At 49.4% G+C, this 15,563-nt stretch carries 20 protein-coding genes and 1 pseudogene; 1 reads left to right on the forward strand and 20 read right to left on the reverse strand.

Annotated features, from left to right (window positions below; all coding sequences use genetic code 11):
• The 20 genes and pseudogenes from QGT73_RS14935 to QGT73_RS15030 form a co-directional block, all read right to left on the reverse strand.
• A partial coding sequence (locus tag QGT73_RS14935) for a transposase (RefSeq protein WP_280122946.1) occupies window positions 1-520 on the reverse strand: 520 nt, incomplete at its 3' end.
• Between the two features lie 156 nt (window positions 521-676).
• A complete protein-coding gene (locus QGT73_RS14940) occupies window positions 677-1,165 on the reverse strand; it encodes a glycoside hydrolase family protein (RefSeq protein WP_280122947.1) in 489 nt (162 codons plus the stop codon).
• Window positions 1,162-1,665 carry a DUF3872 domain-containing protein gene (locus QGT73_RS14945; protein WP_280122948.1) on the reverse strand — a complete coding sequence of 168 codons (504 nt, stop codon included), beginning with the start codon at window positions 1,663-1,665 and terminating at the stop codon, window positions 1,162-1,164. The genes QGT73_RS14940 and QGT73_RS14945 overlap by 4 nt, the downstream gene beginning before the upstream one ends.
• 12 nt (window positions 1,666-1,677) lie before the next feature.
• Window positions 1,678-2,544: a toprim domain-containing protein gene (locus QGT73_RS14950; protein ID WP_280122949.1), complete on the reverse strand. Its 867-nt coding sequence runs from the start codon at window positions 2,542-2,544 to the stop codon at window positions 1,678-1,680.
• A gap of 3 nt (window positions 2,545-2,547) precedes the next feature.
• Entirely contained in the window at window positions 2,548-2,970 is a 423-nt protein-coding gene (locus QGT73_RS14955; RefSeq protein WP_280122950.1) for a hypothetical protein, read from the reverse strand.
• Between the two features lie 4 nt (window positions 2,971-2,974).
• Window positions 2,975-3,556: a conjugal transfer protein TraO gene (locus tag QGT73_RS14960; RefSeq protein ID WP_280122951.1), complete on the reverse strand. Its 582-nt coding sequence runs from the start codon at window positions 3,554-3,556 to the stop codon at window positions 2,975-2,977.
• 2 nt (window positions 3,557-3,558) lie between these two features.
• Window positions 3,559-4,410: pseudogene (traN, locus tag QGT73_RS14965) on the reverse strand (conjugative transposon protein TraN); the annotation flags it as partial.
• A gap of 197 nt (window positions 4,411-4,607) precedes the next feature.
• Window positions 4,608-5,828, reverse strand: coding sequence for a conjugative transposon protein TraM (traM, locus tag QGT73_RS14970; protein WP_280122953.1), 1,221 nt, complete (start codon window positions 5,826-5,828; stop codon window positions 4,608-4,610).
• Window positions 5,773-6,099, reverse strand: coding sequence for a TraL conjugative transposon family protein (locus QGT73_RS14975; RefSeq protein WP_280122954.1), 327 nt, complete (start codon window positions 6,097-6,099; stop codon window positions 5,773-5,775). The genes traM and QGT73_RS14975 overlap by 56 nt, the downstream gene beginning before the upstream one ends.
• Before the next feature lie 7 nt (window positions 6,100-6,106).
• On the reverse strand, window positions 6,107-6,730 hold the full coding sequence (gene traK, locus QGT73_RS14980; protein ID WP_280122955.1) for a conjugative transposon protein TraK: 624 nt from the start codon (window positions 6,728-6,730) through the stop codon (window positions 6,107-6,109).
• Between the two features lie 18 nt (window positions 6,731-6,748).
• Window positions 6,749-7,747 carry a conjugative transposon protein TraJ gene (traJ, locus tag QGT73_RS14985; RefSeq protein ID WP_124030622.1) on the reverse strand — a complete coding sequence of 333 codons (999 nt, stop codon included), beginning with the start codon at window positions 7,745-7,747 and terminating at the stop codon, window positions 6,749-6,751.
• Between the two features lie 39 nt (window positions 7,748-7,786).
• Window positions 7,787-8,425 carry a DUF4141 domain-containing protein gene (locus QGT73_RS14990; RefSeq protein WP_280122956.1) on the reverse strand — a complete coding sequence of 213 codons (639 nt, stop codon included), beginning with the start codon at window positions 8,423-8,425 and terminating at the stop codon, window positions 7,787-7,789.
• A 26-nt stretch (window positions 8,426-8,451) separates the two neighbouring features.
• On the reverse strand, window positions 8,452-8,586 hold the full coding sequence (locus QGT73_RS14995; protein ID WP_280122957.1) for a hypothetical protein: 135 nt from the start codon (window positions 8,584-8,586) through the stop codon (window positions 8,452-8,454).
• 3 nt (window positions 8,587-8,589) lie between these two features.
• Window positions 8,590-11,091, reverse strand: coding sequence for a TraG family conjugative transposon ATPase (locus tag QGT73_RS15000; protein ID WP_280122958.1), 2,502 nt, complete (start codon window positions 11,089-11,091; stop codon window positions 8,590-8,592).
• Window positions 11,088-11,405: a DUF4133 domain-containing protein gene (locus tag QGT73_RS15005; RefSeq protein WP_280122959.1), complete on the reverse strand. Its 318-nt coding sequence runs from the start codon at window positions 11,403-11,405 to the stop codon at window positions 11,088-11,090. The genes QGT73_RS15000 and QGT73_RS15005 overlap by 4 nt, the downstream gene beginning before the upstream one ends.
• Before the next feature lie 13 nt (window positions 11,406-11,418).
• The gene (locus QGT73_RS15010; RefSeq protein WP_123486691.1) at window positions 11,419-11,715 is read right to left on the reverse strand and encodes a DUF4134 domain-containing protein; all 297 of its coding nucleotides are present in this window, start codon (window positions 11,713-11,715) and stop codon (window positions 11,419-11,421) included.
• A gap of 104 nt (window positions 11,716-11,819) precedes the next feature.
• Window positions 11,820-12,542: a hypothetical protein gene (locus tag QGT73_RS15015; RefSeq protein ID WP_280122960.1), complete on the reverse strand. Its 723-nt coding sequence runs from the start codon at window positions 12,540-12,542 to the stop codon at window positions 11,820-11,822.
• On the reverse strand, window positions 12,542-12,832 hold the full coding sequence (locus QGT73_RS15020; RefSeq protein ID WP_123550735.1) for a DUF3408 domain-containing protein: 291 nt from the start codon (window positions 12,830-12,832) through the stop codon (window positions 12,542-12,544). The genes QGT73_RS15015 and QGT73_RS15020 overlap by 1 nt, the downstream gene beginning before the upstream one ends.
• 21 nt (window positions 12,833-12,853) lie before the next feature.
• Window positions 12,854-13,270: a DUF3408 domain-containing protein gene (locus QGT73_RS15025; RefSeq protein ID WP_123550736.1), complete on the reverse strand. Its 417-nt coding sequence runs from the start codon at window positions 13,268-13,270 to the stop codon at window positions 12,854-12,856.
• A gap of 4 nt (window positions 13,271-13,274) precedes the next feature.
• A complete protein-coding gene (locus QGT73_RS15030; protein ID WP_123486677.1) occupies window positions 13,275-14,033 on the reverse strand; it encodes a ParA family protein in 759 nt (252 codons plus the stop codon).
• A 1,148-nt stretch (window positions 14,034-15,181) separates the two neighbouring features.
• Between QGT73_RS15030 and QGT73_RS15035 the strand changes: the two genes are divergently transcribed.
• Window positions 15,182-15,490: a plasmid mobilization protein gene (locus QGT73_RS15035; protein ID WP_280122961.1), complete on the forward strand. Its 309-nt coding sequence runs from the start codon at window positions 15,182-15,184 to the stop codon at window positions 15,488-15,490.
• Window positions 15,491-15,563 lie beyond the last annotated feature (73 nt).

Raw genomic sequence — 15,563 nt, forward strand, 5'->3', positions numbered from 1 at the left:
CTCCTTCCTGTATGTCTGCATCTGCCGATGCCGCGAACTTCTCGGCGTTGCTGCGCCATTTTATACGCCAGCGTGCTGAGCGTGAACGTATTGTTGAGCCGTCTATGAACAGGTCTTTGGCCAGCTCTATTTCTCCTCGCTCTACCAATATCAACACCAGACGCGAGAATATAACCTTAATATATGGCATGCACCGTGTCTTGAAACGGCTGATTGTCGTATGGTCAGGAAACTGATATGATGAAAGCCATATAAGATGCGCATCACGCTGCATGGCCGCCTCAAGTGCTCGTGTGGAATATATGTTGTTCATGTAGCCGAAGAGCACAACCTTAAGCAGCATTGCCGGATGATATGGTGGCTGACCGTCGGAGGCTTTTGAATAACTGTCATGAATCTCTTTCAGATCCATCAGGTCGACTATATCCGAAATCAGCCTTGCAGGAGCATCCGCTGGGATAAAATCACCCAAATTGGGCGGAAAGAGCAGATTATCGTTGGGTATGTAAGACTTATACATTAACTTTGTATTCAATAGTTTTGAATACCATAAAGTTACAAAACTTTATGGACATAAAAAAGCCTCAGCTTGTGAAAGTTGAGGCTTTTGCTGTTTTTTTGAGGAATAGTTCTGCAACACCCTCGTTGGTGCATGGAGATTGCTGGCACAAATATGTTATTTTTGGAATAATGTAACCATCTCGGTCAGTCGGCGTTGGTGGAGCTGTTTATGGAATTTGCCTCTATAATGGCAGTGGGCTGTGTAAGACTTGAAGATGTCGCGGTTGCCGGATTTAAGTTTTTTCAGCACGGTGGATTTATTCACCACTCCGGGGCCGCAGTTGTAGGCTAACACGCCTAACAACAGAGCGTCTTTGCCGTATGCCTTGTAAAGCGACACGAATTTTCGGAGGTCTTTACGCAACAGGGCGTCAGCTTGTTTCTCGGTGAGCTGCACACCTCGCCGGTATGGTTCTCCCGGCAACACTCTATGACCATATCCGACATAGGGATAATCCTTTGGGCGGTGGAGCGTTTCGTATTTCTTTATGATAATCACAGCTCTCTCGAATGGCGGCAGATCCATTATGTTTATCTTCCGCCCGGCGGCGTTGCCCACCATGACGGTGAGCAACGCGAGAAACATCAGCAGGATTTTCTTCATCGGATAGCCGGATTTACGGGTGTCACAATCGGGCTGACAATCTTGCTACTGTCATCGTCGCCGCTGTCTTTGCTGTTGAACTCAAAGGTCTGTTCCCACGGGGTTGAACCAAAGTTATCTTCCACGACCACGAGGAATTTGTGGGCTTCGTTACTTTTGGCGGTGTAATTCAGTCTGAACGTTTTACTTTCAAGAAGCACACGGTCGTTGTTGACCAGCACCGGGCCGTCAACGAGTTTGAGCGAGCCTTCTCCGTCATACTGGAAGTAGCGGATTGTGTAGAGGGTGTTGGCATAGTTGCCTTCGGGCTTTATCTCGAAGCGCAGTTCGACGGTCTGCCCTTTGGCGATCTTGTCAGCGTATGGCATCACCTCCACTGTGAAAGGATAGGACTGCTGCACATCGAGGTCGTCGGAGCAGGATGTGAGGCTGCATACGGCAGCGATTACAAGGGAGAGAATGGCGATAACGCCGAAAGATTTTTTATTTGTCTTTTTCATTTTTGTGTCTGTTTAGAATTTTAGTTTTGTAGATTTCTTAGGGTTGAGCGATTGTAGGTAATCGTTCAGATCCTTGTGGTCGGGATATAGCGCGGATTTGTCGCTTACCCTGTCGCCGAACTCGCGGCGCAGTCTGGCGACTGCGGCACGCCCGGCGGTATCGTTGTCGAGATAGCACAGAATCAGCGGATAACCGGCGAGTGCCGGGATTGCTTTGCCGACATTCGCCACGGAGTTAAGCACAACACTGTCGTTGCCGTCATTGAGGCCGAGGCGTTCCGCCGAAAGAAAGTCGATGAAGCCCTCGAACACGTTGCATCCGGCGTTGCCGTTGGCAATATGGGTGATATGCTTTGGCGGATAACTACCTTTGAAGAAGGCGTTTCGCAGTTCATAGCCGTGTGCGCTGTTCTCAAAACCGATGGCATAATAGTTTTTGCCATGCAACGTGTAATTCACCTGCACACAATATCGTTGTGCTATGTCGGCAGGTATGCCACGGTTTGCGAGGTAACACAGTAATGCCGGCGATACCAATTTGGAGATTTTCACGTCCTCAAAGGTCGGCTGCTCAATGAATGGCTCCGGCTTGTATTGTCGTGATACCGGCATCTGCATCTTTTCTGCGATGTACTCTGCCTGTCTGATGAAGTCAGTGGAGTTACACATTTCTCCGGCAAGAGTGAAGATGTCGCCTCCGGCACCCCTACCAAAATCGAACCATACATTTTTCCGAGGATTGACATGAAACGATGGTTTTCTCTCGTTGCGGTACGGGGCATAGAACCACAGACCTTTGCTGTCGCGCCCCGTCGGCTCGTAGCCAAGGTGGTGCAGAAAATCCACGAGGGATATTCCCTTGATAGCATCTATATCCATAGGCTAAAACCGCATTTTGCGTTTGGGTTTGGGTGGCTGTTGCTTAGGCTGTTCCGGTCTGCTGATGGGCGTAGCCGTCACATCACTCTCGGCTTCATCGCCGTTGACGGTCACTTCGTAAGTCTTGAACTCCTTAAAATCCTTCATCTGTGTGGCGATATAGAGGTTCAACTCGGAGCGGTTGCAGCTCCCGGTCAGCTCGTAAGCGAGATCATAAATGCCGCCATAGTATTTTTCGGGTTCTTTGCTGTCATACCAGCCATTCTTTTCGGTGTCCACCACCATAGTAGCGTTGCCACCGACAGAATACGGAGCGTTGTATATCAGAAGGTTGCCATCCTTTTTTATCGGCTCATAGCCGATCGCCTTCATAAAATCCTCCAATGGAAGATTATTTATATCGAGGTCTATCACAATCAATCCCATGGGTTTATTCGATTATAAATTTGACACCGACACCATACTGGGTGTGAAAAATCTGCACATCGCTACCGAAGGTGAATCGTTCCTTGATATTTGCGGTCAGAGCAATTTTGTCTGACAGGTAGAAATCCGCAGAGAGCGTGAGCGCACCGCCATATATAAAGTTGTCGCCGTCATGGAGCGTCGAGCCGTCGGAAAGTATATGCTTGCCCCAATTCACTGTTTCGTAACCACCGAGAGCTGACACTCCGCCATAGAGGTGGAAAGTCTGCGAGTAGTCGCTCAACAGATGGAGATTATATCCGACCTCACCTGTAAACTGCGCCACCGGAATACGACCTTTCTCGCCGTAGGGCTTGTAGGTCTGGAGATACTCTCCGCCGAAGCTCCAAGTATTGGCATTACCCTTATAGACGGAGTAGAATACTCCGAGAGAATAGCCGCAGTTGCGTGAGTTGCCGGTATAAAAACCGTCTGCCATATCAGCCTTGATTTCTACGGCAGACATTCCGGGGAGGCATCGCTGGGCCATTGCCCGCCCTCCGAAGAGGGTGAGCATGGCAGCGATTATCATTATCGCTTTTCTCATGGTTACTGTATGCTTAATTCGTCAATTATGTTGGCTCTCACAATATCCTCGTTCTCAACCACGAAAGACTGGTGTCTGCCGCCTTCCTTTTCGGCAATCTCAATAACGAGCTGCTTGTCGTCGGGGATAGTGAATTTTTCCAGAGCGAAGACTGTTCTTTCGGAGGATTTTCCATGTACCACCGTCACATAGTTCTGGGCGCGGAGCGGTTCGAGTACCTGCTCCTGCATCGCGGTACGTTTGATAATCTTCTTATCCACAATCTTGAAGCTGACATAATCGACATCGAAAGGAATGTTGGAGGTGTTTTTCAGTTCGGTGTGGAAGTATAGAAGCCCGTTGTTGGCATAGATGGATTTCAGAAGGAACTGCACCCCGAAACGCTTTGAGCCGATATGCTTTATCTCGCGCTTGTTTTGCTTGTAGATTGACTTCATAATCAACTTGACAAGCATCGGTGACTCGCTACCTAACTTTTCGAGGTAGATTTCCTGCGCATTATTCGGGCGGTTCACCGCCTCGCCATCATGTAGAAAATCGGTCATCTCGATATTGAGCAACAGCGGCTCTTTGGCGAATTTCACGTTGAAAGTGAAAAAACAGCCGTCCTCGGTGATTACCGACAGGTTTGTTTCCTTCTTGAACGACTTGAAGGCGGACTTGACACGCAGCACATTCTTCGCACCGTCGGCTAATCCGGCGACAAGATTCTCGTTACCCAAGTCGCAATAGACTATTTCCGAGGGAAATATGATGTGCGTAGTTTTCTCATAGCACACTTCGAGAGCGTGAGGCGGTATCATCCGGTCGAAGCCTACCTTACGGGTCAGACCATCGAACTTGTCACCGTCGGTATAGTTCTCGCCATACACGTTGATGTCGTGTTCAGCTACCTGAGTGGCAACCTGTTCCGTGCCAGACGGTACGTTATTATCGGTGTTTTTAACCGATTTTGTTCCGGCAAAAGCCGGAGTCGCCATTGCTATAACGGCAATAAGCGAAAGTAGAAAGAGTTTGTAATTCATTGAATTGTGGATTTAATGGTGAATAATCATATATCTTCCGGCTGGTGGAGCATCACACGGTAGCCGGCTTTGAGGTGGACTTTGACGGTTCGCAGTTTCTTGGTGAGATACTGGCTGACACCGTTTATCAGCCCTCGACCCACATCTGATGCTATCTGCGCCCCGGTATTTGTGGAAATGTTTATCGAGCTTCCCATTGTACTGCCCATATTGGCACCGATTTCATGCAGTGCGTCACTTTCCATTGACTGCGGGATATTGATACCCTCCTGACCGTCGGAGTCATATACCTGCAACTCCACATCGTAAATTGAGCCTTCGCACTCTATGGAGTAAATCTCAATCTCCAGCCTTTCGCCCTGCACTCTTGCAGAGCCGACAACGGTGGTGTTACGCGGTATCAGGCGGTTGCCGACCCACATCGGTTCGGTAGTACGGAGTTTTACACTCTCGCCGTCAACTACACTCTGGTTACCGGCCACCACAGCGGCGATGGTATTCTTGGCTACCGCCCTCATTGTACCCACCGAGGTGTTGAAGCCTCTGACAGTTGATGTCTGACCGAGCGAGGATACCACATTCCTGTTTACCTGCGCCACCGGCTGCACATCCCGTTTGCCTTTTTCTTCGACGGGTTGTGGCGGCGCATAATTGCCACCGTTACCCATATACTGCGCCGCCAACTGGTAGGAACGTTCCATCAGCTCCATTTCATCAGGCTGTGCCGCCTGTTGCTGTGCCAGAGCGTTCTGCGCCTCCAGCTCTGCGATACGCTCATTTAGAGCCTCCATTTCAACATTATCGGCGGAAGTATCCTCCACAAAAAAGTCATTGAGCGACGCTTGAACCTCCTTATACGCCTGCGCGGAGTTCTCAACGGCGGACTGATGCTCAACGGTATCGGTTGTAAGGGCGGTAAGGGTATCAAGCGCGACCACCGCACGCTCCTGTGCCTCCTTCTCTTTGGCGGCATCGGCGGCAGCATATTCCTCCGCTTTGGTTTTTATACCGTCGTTCTCACCCTCAGGTATTTCGGTATTGAAGGCATTGCCGACCTTGCTGTCATTCTTGTTGAGGCTTGTGTACAGCAGCCACAGTATCACTATGCCGCACACGACAGCCGCCGGGAACACGACTAAGTATTTCATCATCTTCTGCCGTTCAGCCTGCGATTTGGGCTGGAAGAAGCCGTTAATCTTCGCTTTCCACTCCTGTATCGTCATAGTCTGGAAGATTTTGAAGTTCATGAACGGAAGATTTGGAAACGATGTCAATCGGCATTATATGCTTGATCTCCACTGTTTTTTGCGCTTTGCCCAAACCTATCCTGTAACAGGCATGACCGAACACGAAGAAGGCGGTAAGCACAAACACGGTCAGCATCAGCGACACGACAGTAAGCCGTTGTTTCGGGGGAATTGACTCGCACGCTCCTTTCAGGCGCGTTGTGAGCCTCCCTTTCGGGGTACGCCACATATTGTTATATATGGCGGAGAATATTGATTTAATCTTTGTCATAATTGAATTATCGTTTTACGGTTGCAATATCCTTGTTCTCAAGTATTGTGAAGCCCTCGATAATGAAGCCGTTGGGGTTGTCATCCGAGCGTGAGGCGTTGGAGAGGCGGCACTGCGTCACCAGTGTGCGCTCTGTCACATTGCTTTCGCGGATGATCATTTGCCGGGCATAGGTTTTAGCGATGTACGGATAGTTGTTGAAATCGCACACCACACTGTCCACTTGCAGCACTTGGTTGATGTTGCCAGCTATGATACGGTTGTAGTAGCCCTTCTCCGAGAAATCCGTGTAGTAGTTGTATGCCGACTTGTCCGACAGGATAAGGGCGCGGTTGATGTTATGCTCGATTGCCGACTTATCGGGCGACAGAGTGAAGAACAGTTCATGGAAGCGTCGCACGTGTTCACGGGCTTCCGCCGGGCGGTTCTGTTCCATGTCCTGCGACAAGGCGAGCATAAGGCTCTTGCCGTTGTCAAGAACATAGATTTTTTCCCTCTGCCTTTCGGCAAAATTGAACACGCAGATCAGAGCCACCGACACCACCACGGCACACATCGCCACAAACACAATACCGAACAGCCGTATCTGGCGGAACGAGGTTTCGATGTTTTTAAGTGATTTGAATTGCATTTGAATGTCGTTTGAATATTATTTAAGCAATTTGCCTGCGTTGCCCGCGACATTTCCGGCGACTGCACCTCCGACACTTGCCGCACCTGAACCGACCTGCATCGCGGTGGTGTTGACAGCACGGTTATAGTTTCCGGCACCTCCGGCTTGTATTATCCAGCCTGCCACAGTGGGAATCGTGAAGTATCCGATAATGCCGATTATCATAAAAATGACATAGCAAGTATTTGAGCTGTCGAGGTTTGCATTGGGGTTGTTTGTCAGTTCCGAAATGTCGTTCTGCAACATCAGCACCTGTATTTTCGCAAGGATTGTCGAAAACAGGTCAGCCACCGGTAGCCACAGATAAGTCTGGATATATCGTTGTATCCATTGGGTCAGCGTTGACTGGAAGCCATCCCACACGGAGAGGGCGAATGCGACCGGGCCGAGGATTGAAAGCACTATCAGGAAGAATGTCCTGATTGTGTCGATTGTGAGCGATGCAGCCTGAAAGAGCATTTCCAGCAGTTCACGAAAGAAATTCTGGATTGCCTTTTTCACCTTATACATTCCGCGCTCGATATACATTCCGGCGGCTGTTCCTATTTCGGTCACACCTAACTCGTCTATCTGCCGGTCAAACTCGGCATCATCCACAAGGTAGGCAGTTGAAGGGTCATTCATCATCGCCTCGTATTCCAGCCGGTCTTTCTCCTCGCGGTATTTCTGCATATCGAGCGTCTGCCCTTCAAGCATTGAGGCTGTGCCTTGTACAATCGGTGACATCACCGAGTTGATGGTGCCGAGTACCACCGACGGGAAAAACATTATACAGAAGCCTATCACAAACGGACGGAGCAGCGGGAATACATCAATCGGCTCTGCGGCGGCAAGCGACCGCCATATACGATAGGCAACGAAGAACAACGCGCCTAATCCGGCTATCGCCTGAGCCACACCCGCCATATCCTCGCAGAGAGGCATCATTTCGTCATAGAGCGAGCGCAGGATTGTGTGCAGGTTGTTGAAATCTATTGATAACGCTATCATATTTTTTAATTATGATTATTACAATTACCAGTATTTTTCAGAGCCGTCGCCATAGAGAGCCACCACACGCTGGGTATCAGCCTTCTTTTTGGCACGCAGATATGATACGCTGATATTCTTATTTGTGTAGTAGGCGGTAAGGTTCTTCAGCCTTTTCATCTCCTTGTAGCAGTCATCGACCACATCCATACGGTCTTTGTCGGTCATACTCAGCGTAGTGATATTGACTACCTGCTTCAAGTCGCCGAGTACGCCGTTGGCTTCTTCGAGGATACGGGTGTAGCCGGAGGCGATTGCCGAGAGTTCAGCCGATGTTAAGTTCGGATCGGTCAGCATCTTCTGGAAATTATTGACGTAATAGCCGGAGATGTTGCCAAGCATCAGGATTGTCTGCTGCACCTTTCGAGCGTCGCGTACAAGGTTGTTGACCGATTGCAGTGCGTCGTAATACTTCTTCGCCTGCTGGTAAATTTTTACGGTTTCCTGAAAATTTTTGACCATGTGCGTAGCCGTCTGCGACTCCTGAACGAGTGATTTAGAGTTGTTTACGATGGACTGGGCGATGTTTGACGGGTCTATGACCGTCCATTGGGCGGAAGCCCTGCCCGTGCCTAACATCAGGCACAGGGCAATAAGAGGGATTAAAAACTTGAGTTGCTTCATTTGATTGCGGATTAAAAGTGGTGGATTTATCGTATTCTGTGAGCCATGCCGACGATTGTACGGGCTATGACTGCCAATAGATGAAGGGTGACTGTCAGGAGGAGGACGAGGCAGACGAGTATTCCTGACATGATACCAGAAAATATTGATTTCACTTTCATACATTATTTCTCTCTCCTTTCGTTGGCTAACTGTTTGATTGCGGCTTCGATGTCACCTCCGAGCTGACGGGCGCGGTCAAGGACTTGAATTTTCTCCGTTTCCTCGGTGGTGTAACACAGGTATTCTTCCGGTGATACCTCCGTGGCATATACGGCGGACTGCGTTCCGCCCAGCCCGATCCATACCTCTTTGTAGAGCCGGTTGGGGCTGTTTGCCATATTGATACTGAGTATCTGCGCCTTTTCCTTGTCGGTCAGACCGAGCAGCTCCTGTATCTGGTCAAAGCGGTTCATATATTTCCGCTGATCCAGAAGTATCTTACAGTCGGAGTTGTTGATGATTGTTTCCTTGACAATCGGTGACGAGATAATATCGTCAACCTCCTGAGTGACAACCACAGCCTCACCGAAATATTTGCGCACTGTCTTGAACATATAGCGCATATACTCAGCCATATTCGCCGTTGAGAGAGCCTTCCAAGCCTCCTCGCATATAAGGAGTTTTCGCACACCTTTCAACCGGCGCATCTTGTTGATGAAGGCTTCCATGATGATGATTGTCACCACCGGGAACAGGTCTTTGTTGTCGCGTATGGCGTCTATCTCGAACACGACAAAACGCTTGTTCAGCAGGTCAATATTCTCTTTGGAGTTCAGCAGGAAGTCAAACCGGCCGCCGTGATAATACTGTCGCAGAGTAGTCAGGAAGTTGTCAATGTCGAAATCCTGTTTGTAGATGGGAATAGGACGCTGTGCCATTTCAGCGCGGTAATCGTCGCGCATAAACTCAAAAAAAGCGTCGAAGCATGGCACTATATTCTTATCCTTAGCCATTTTTTCAAGGAACATCGACAACGCCGAGCCAAGCTCACCGGATTCGGTCTTTGTCACGCGGTCATCCTCCGACTTCCACAGCGTCAGCAGCAGGGTCTTGATCGAGTCTTTCTTCTCCACATCGAACACCCCGTCATCTGTGAAAAACGGATTGAAAGAAATCGGCTTTTCCTCGGTGTAGGTATAATAGATACCGTCCTCGCCGTGCGTCTTGTTATGGATCAGATTGCACAGTCCTTCGTATGAATTGCCGGTGTCAATCAGGAGGATATGCGCGCCCTGCTCATAATATTGGCGCACCAGATGGTTGGTGAAGAAAGACTTTCCGCTACCCGACGGGCCCAGTATGAACTTGTTGCGGTTAGTGGTGATGCCGCGTTTCATAGGCTCGTCGGATATATCCAGATGGATAGGTTTCCCGGTCAGTCTATCGACCATCTTTATTCCGAATGGCGAGAGAGAAGAGCGGTAGTTTGTTTCAGCGGTGAAGAAACAAACAGCGGGTTCTATGAAAGTGTAAAAACTCTCCTCGGCAGGAAAATCAGCCTCGTTTCCGGGCATCGCCGACCAGAACAGTGTCGGGCAGTCGATGGTGTTGTGTCGGGGCATACACCCCATTGTGGCGAGCTGACTTCCGACATCGTTCTTAATTCTGCGCAGTTCCTCTGCATCGTCGCTCCACGCCATTATATTGCAGTGGCAGCGCACAGAGGTAAGACCATAACTGTGAGCCTCGTTCAGATAGCGGTCTATCCACTCTTTGTTTATGGCATTGCTTCGGCTATACCTTGAAAGACTGTTCATATTTCGGGCTGTCTTCTCGAACTTCGCCAGATTCTCGTCATGGTCGTCAATCAGTATATACTGGTTGTAGATATGGTTGCACGGCAGAAGCAGACCCACGGGAGAGGCGAAGCTCAATCTGCAATCCGAGCGGTCAGTCGATAACCGCTCATAACGGTTATCAGTGCTGACCTTTCCGGGCAGATCATCAGTATCTGAAAGTGTATGCAGGCATAGCATCTTGTCGCCGATACGCATTTCTTTCGGTGACAGGTCGATATCCTCCAGACAGTTGACATTACCCATCGACAGCGACAGATACTTTTCTATGATACCGGAAGTTGTGTCTGTACCGATTATCTCATCGTCACCCATTCGGCGCAGCGTTATATAGCCGGTGTCGTTGATAATGCGCTCGAACTGCCCGACAGCTTCCATGAAGCCCACAATCATCTCGTGATTGAGTTCCTTCGGAGTGATACGCCCACGGCAGAGAGTGGAGAAATTGGATTGCTGGCGCATACGCTCCTTTGTGGTCTTTGTCAGGAACAGGTAGCACTTGTGCGCCAGATACGGACGCTCGTTGAAGTGACGTTCAAAACTTCGGTCAAGGAATGATAGGTCATCTTTCTGTAATTCCGGTTTATAGTTCTCAGACACGAACCAGTCCTGCTTGTGCGCCACCGAATAATGCGGCAATACTTTAATAGCCTTGCACCATGCGGTGTGCATGGCTTCGTATTCCTGCGATGTTATGGTGAATAGTTCCGGGAGGCTGACCTCGAAGGCCACCGTTATATCGGCGTCCTTCGAGATGATGCAGCCATGTTCCACGGCGAGCAACGGCAGTTTGCTTTCCAACGTTGTGGCTTTCAGTGTATTTCTCATTTACGACCTCCCTTCATTATATTGCGCACACGCTGACGGTTGATGATATAGCGGGGGCGGTACTTCACCGATGTGAGTTTCATAAGCCCGTACTGTCCGTACTTGCCGTTGAGCCGGAAGGTGTACCATACCAGAGCCGACGCGCTCACGGCACCGAAGCCTATGCACAGACCCTGCTGTACACCGCACATATAGAGTATCACGAACAGAATGAAATCGGTTATCAGACCTCCGGCGAAGATGAACAGGTACTGAGCTTTCAGCCCCTTGTATTCCACCGTCCTGCCTATGCCCTTGTTGATAGAATATTCCATTGGCGTGGCAGGTTTAGAGGAAGAACGAGCGCAGGATTGTGGCGGCTACCACGAGGAATATACAGGCACCGAACCATGAGGCGGCAGTCTTCGATGTGTCCGGATCGCCGGAGCTGAACTTGCCATAGACCTTGACACCGCCGATAAGACCTACCACCGCGCCGATGGCATAGATCAGTTTCGTTGCCGGGTCGAAATAGGAGGTCATCATCGAGGTTGCCTCGTTGATACCCGCCAGACCGTTGCCGGCTGCGTAGAGGTTGGCTGCACACAGAAGGAGCGTGAGCATCATCGCCATAGGGCGACGCATACCGGGAGCGTTCATAAACGCCACGATACTGTCATAGAGTTTTTTGAGGGATTTTGTCATAAATTTTATTTTTAGGATGGATTGTGGATTTGGATAGTGGTGGGTCAGTGGAGGATGTTGAAGTCGATTGCGTCAATGTCGGTGGTGTCGATGTCGGCATGGAACACGATTTTCTTTCTCGGCTTCGTTTCTTCCGCTTTTTCGGGCGGAGCGTCATGTTCCTCAGGAATTTCGGGGAGCTGGCACTCGATCATAAGTATGCGCTTGCGCACCAACGGATCGAGCTTGATTTTCTCGATAATCTGTGTGCCTTGTATGTCGGGCAGCACACGGCGGGCGGTTTCCTTGTCGTCGGGATTGTCGGAATTACCCTTCAGAACATTTACCGCTGTACTGATTTCGTTGAAATCACTGCCTCCGGCTCTGGGTTCCTCCGACGGGATTTCATCGCCTGTCAGTTCGCTTGCGGAGTGTGTGGCAAAAACTTCATCGAGTTTCTCCACCGGGATTTGCGCCGAGGGCTTTTCCTCCGGTTCATCGGGAAAACCGGCATCCGAGGGTTTGCCGTACTCCTTGATGATAAGCGGTATAACCTCTTTGGCGACCTCTTTCGCAGCCTCGCGGAACACCTCCTTGAACTCGTTGATGTCAAAAGTGCTTTTGCCGACAATACTGTCATTTTCGGCTTCCGCCTCTGTGTCGGCAGCCTTAGCGGGTTCCGGCGATGGCGTTTCCTTTACCGGCTTTGCTGAGTCGGGCTTTGTCAGCACCCTGCGGATAAGCCACAGGTTACTCGCCAGCAGAGCGATTATAAGTGCCGTTTCCATCAGAACAGGTCTTTATGATTATGTTCATGGACACTGCGCATCACCGCATTGTTGCGGGCAATATGCTCAAGTATGATTTCCGAGGCATAGGAGCCGATTGACACTCCGGGTCTGTCAAGACCCTTTACCATGCGCGACAGGGCGGCATGAACTTCGGGATAGATATACACCTTCCTGTTGGACATCAAGATGTGCGGCGAGAGGAAACGCTCAATATAGCGTTCTTCCGCGCCATCGGGGATTTCAGCCACCTCGATAGTGGTGACTACTCGTGATTGGGATTTTTTCATGATTGTTGTGAATGTGTGGGGTTATAAAATAGGGTCGATAATATCTGCGAATTCCTCAAAATGCGCTGCAAGCACATTGTTGATATAGGCTTTGATGGAGCAGACCTTACCTTTCTTCTTGTGGAATAGTATCCGGCGTATCTTCCAGATAAATTCAGGATCGATTTCCGACACTTGGAATTTATCTTCCGGCCACATATAGCGCATATTGCGCACGAAGCGTTCCATGTACAGCCGTTCCCTTTCGGAATTTTTAGCCTGTACAGTGGTATTTCCGGGGCTTGCTCCGTCACCTTCGCCTGCCACCGGCTGTGGGTTAGCCTGTTCTTGCTGTTTGGACGCGCTTTTTCTTTTCAGCGATGACAGACCGGATGGCTCATCACGAAATGTCCTGATAAATTCCTCCGGGTCGATTTGCGGCTCATAAACCTTTGACATAGGCTCACTGATTTAATATGCCGAGCAGTTCATCGGCAAGTTCCGGAAGCCTTGTGCCTTTGAGCAGCGTTTTGTCGGGCGGAACAAGCGTAGAACGGAACACAGCGCGGTTAAGGGTCTTTGACCCCTCGCGGCGATACTTCTTGGTGTCGGGTATCTTGGTTTTCATGGTCTGAAGCCCGTATTCCTCAAACACAGCCTCATACTGGTCATAGAGGTCAGTCTTCTCGCGGGCGTCCACGAGGTTCCAGAGCATATACATCTGTTTGACCGATGTGCGCCCGGTCGTGAGCCACTCCTGTATTTTCAGGGCGAAGGCGAGCGAGCTTTCAAGTATTACCTTGTCGGCGGCGACTGGGACAATCACCATGTCCAGACAGTTGAGGATGGAAACAACTCCGGGATTGTTGACTGTGCCGGGAAGGTCGAAAAATACGATGTCTATCTCATCCTCGCAGTCATCGATAATCTCACGGACTTTGCGCATGGCATTCTCCGGCTGAGCCGACAAAACCGGATATGGAGCCAGCTTTGTCAGACGCATATTGTCGGAAAACATCTTTTTGAACACGGGGCTGCACTCTATCAGCTCCTTGTCACGTTCACGCATATCCTCGATGCTGTACTGGGGAAAGTCGCAGTCAACGACAAGGACTTTCAGCCCCCTGACATAGTAGAGGTAACTCGCCGCAAGAACGGTCAGAGTCGTTTTGCCCGCTCCACCTTTCTGGGTGGAGAAAGCGACAAATTTAGGATCTGTCATAAATAAAATTTGAAAATGGATGTAGTGGTGACTGCATAGCAGTGGCCGTCAGCGTCATTTCGACACGTCGCAGACCGGTCTTGTCTATACTCCGTGGGGGGAACAGGCAGCGGCATTTGCTATGCTTTTGAGTTGGGGTACGGCTATCTCCGTCGCTCATGGGCGACCTTCCTCCGCCGTCAGGAGGGCATCGGCTATGTAAGCCGGAAGGTGATAGTCATGTCAGTCATTTTCTTTTTTTAATTTTGGGTGTTGGATTTAGTGGCGGAACATTGTTCCTTTCTAACTATGGCCGCACGGCTATATGTCCGTATAACCAGAGATAGGTAGTTTGCTTCTAATATTCCTTGTCAAGAGGTTTGCCCGCTTTATTATAAGATACATACTTTGCCGTTCAGTAAGCAATCTCCGTACATCATAAATAAAATAGATTGTTCGGAAGGACATTGTATAAATACCTTTATTGCGGTCTTGCCAAGAGGCGAGGAATGTTATTGGCAGGTCAGCTTTCAATCTTGCAGTTCAGGAGGAAAGTTCATTATATAACAAGTAGGTTGACTTCCCTGAAGGCGAGCTTTCGAGCTAATCTCTACACAAAGAAACAAAATAAATTCCATTTTGTCAAGCCCTTAAAATTGCCAACTCATTGGCTCATAGAGGTTGAGGTATCGGATTTCCTCACTTTTCCCCGGATTTCCCGAAAACGGGGCTGAAATTTTAACATTTCGCCATGCGATTTTTTTACTCACGGCATCACCGGACTTTCCAGCGGTGCCCCCACGGCAATCCCTACCGTCATAAAGTTTCAAATTTTCTCTCTTGCAGTTAGGAATTGCACCGGATTTTTTGTAACTTTATGGAAGCATCGACGGGTGTATCTACACTCCGCAGGTATGGAACACCGTTTTTTCACCGCCAAATGGTATGACCGGCACCACAGGCACCGAAAATATGGATTTCATATTAGGAAGGATGTCCACATAGACATAGCAAGGTGTCCGAATAGTAACTATTCGGGTTTCGGGTAACTCCGGTTCCCACGAAACAACCTTGCAATGCAGGATATTCTCCAAAGTCGAATATCCCATGACTTGACCTGCGGTTTGTCTGTACACAGCGATGCACTCACCACAAAATCCATACATAATATGACTGAAAAACCGAAAACCGGGCGACCCTTGTCGCCCAACCGATGCACCCACTGCGTCATGGTGCGCTTCGATGATCTCGAATGGGATAGCCTGACCCGCATGATGGAGAAGGCTGATGAATCCGTAAAAGCCACGTTCATAAAAAAACTTATCTTCGGAAAGCCTTTCAAAGTGCTGACCACAGATAAGTCCCTTGCAGTATATTGCGCCAAACTCTCGGAGTTTTTCGCCCAGTACCGAACAATCGGGGTAAATTATGACCTCGTTGTGAAGCAATACTTCGGTTATTTTTTGAGAATTTGTTAACGGCTCCGAGGAGCCAAGTGTTTAATCCGTTAAAAATCTGATGTTTAGCATGAAAATTTAACACTAAAAATTT

This window comes from Duncaniella muricolitica (assembly GCF_910574735.1).
GTDB lineage: Bacteria > Bacteroidota > Bacteroidia > Bacteroidales > Muribaculaceae > Duncaniella > Duncaniella muricolitica.

Coding starts and splice junctions, on each gene's coding strand:
- QGT73_RS14940 (WP_280122947.1), bottom strand. CDS start 1,165: ATGAAGAAAATCCTGCTGATGTTTCTCGCGTTGCTCACCGTCATGGTG.
- QGT73_RS14945 (WP_280122948.1), bottom strand. CDS start 1,665: ATGAAAAAGACAAATAAAAAATCTTTCGGCGTTATCGCCATTCTCTCC.
- QGT73_RS14950 (WP_280122949.1), bottom strand. CDS start 2,544: ATGGATATAGATGCTATCAAGGGAATATCCCTCGTGGATTTTCTGCAC.
- QGT73_RS14955 (WP_280122950.1), bottom strand. CDS start 2,970: ATGGGATTGATTGTGATAGACCTCGATATAAATAATCTTCCATTGGAG.
- QGT73_RS14960 (WP_280122951.1), bottom strand. CDS start 3,556: ATGAGAAAAGCGATAATGATAATCGCTGCCATGCTCACCCTCTTCGGA.
- traM (WP_280122953.1), bottom strand. CDS start 5,828: ATGAACTTCAAAATCTTCCAGACTATGACGATACAGGAGTGGAAAGCG.
- QGT73_RS14975 (WP_280122954.1), bottom strand. CDS start 6,099: ATGACAAAGATTAAATCAATATTCTCCGCCATATATAACAATATGTGG.
- traK (WP_280122955.1), bottom strand. CDS start 6,730: ATGCAATTCAAATCACTTAAAAACATCGAAACCTCGTTCCGCCAGATA.
- QGT73_RS14990 (WP_280122956.1), bottom strand. CDS start 8,425: ATGAAGCAACTCAAGTTTTTAATCCCTCTTATTGCCCTGTGCCTGATG.
- QGT73_RS14995 (WP_280122957.1), bottom strand. CDS start 8,586: ATGAAAGTGAAATCAATATTTTCTGGTATCATGTCAGGAATACTCGTC.
- QGT73_RS15000 (WP_280122958.1), bottom strand. CDS start 11,091: ATGAGAAATACACTGAAAGCCACAACGTTGGAAAGCAAACTGCCGTTG.
- QGT73_RS15005 (WP_280122959.1), bottom strand. CDS start 11,405: ATGGAATATTCTATCAACAAGGGCATAGGCAGGACGGTGGAATACAAG.
- QGT73_RS15010 (WP_123486691.1), bottom strand. CDS start 11,715: ATGCGTCGCCCTATGGCGATGATGCTCACGCTCCTTCTGTGTGCAGCC.
- QGT73_RS15015 (WP_280122960.1), bottom strand. CDS start 12,542: ATGGAAACGGCACTTATAATCGCTCTGCTGGCGAGTAACCTGTGGCTT.
- QGT73_RS15020 (WP_123550735.1), bottom strand. CDS start 12,832: ATGAAAAAATCCCAATCACGAGTAGTCACCACTATCGAGGTGGCTGAA.
- QGT73_RS15025 (WP_123550736.1), bottom strand. CDS start 13,270: ATGTCAAAGGTTTATGAGCCGCAAATCGACCCGGAGGAATTTATCAGG.
- QGT73_RS15030 (WP_123486677.1), bottom strand. CDS start 14,033: ATGACAGATCCTAAATTTGTCGCTTTCTCCACCCAGAAAGGTGGAGCG.
- QGT73_RS15035 (WP_280122961.1), top strand. CDS start 15,182: ATGACTGAAAAACCGAAAACCGGGCGACCCTTGTCGCCCAACCGATGC.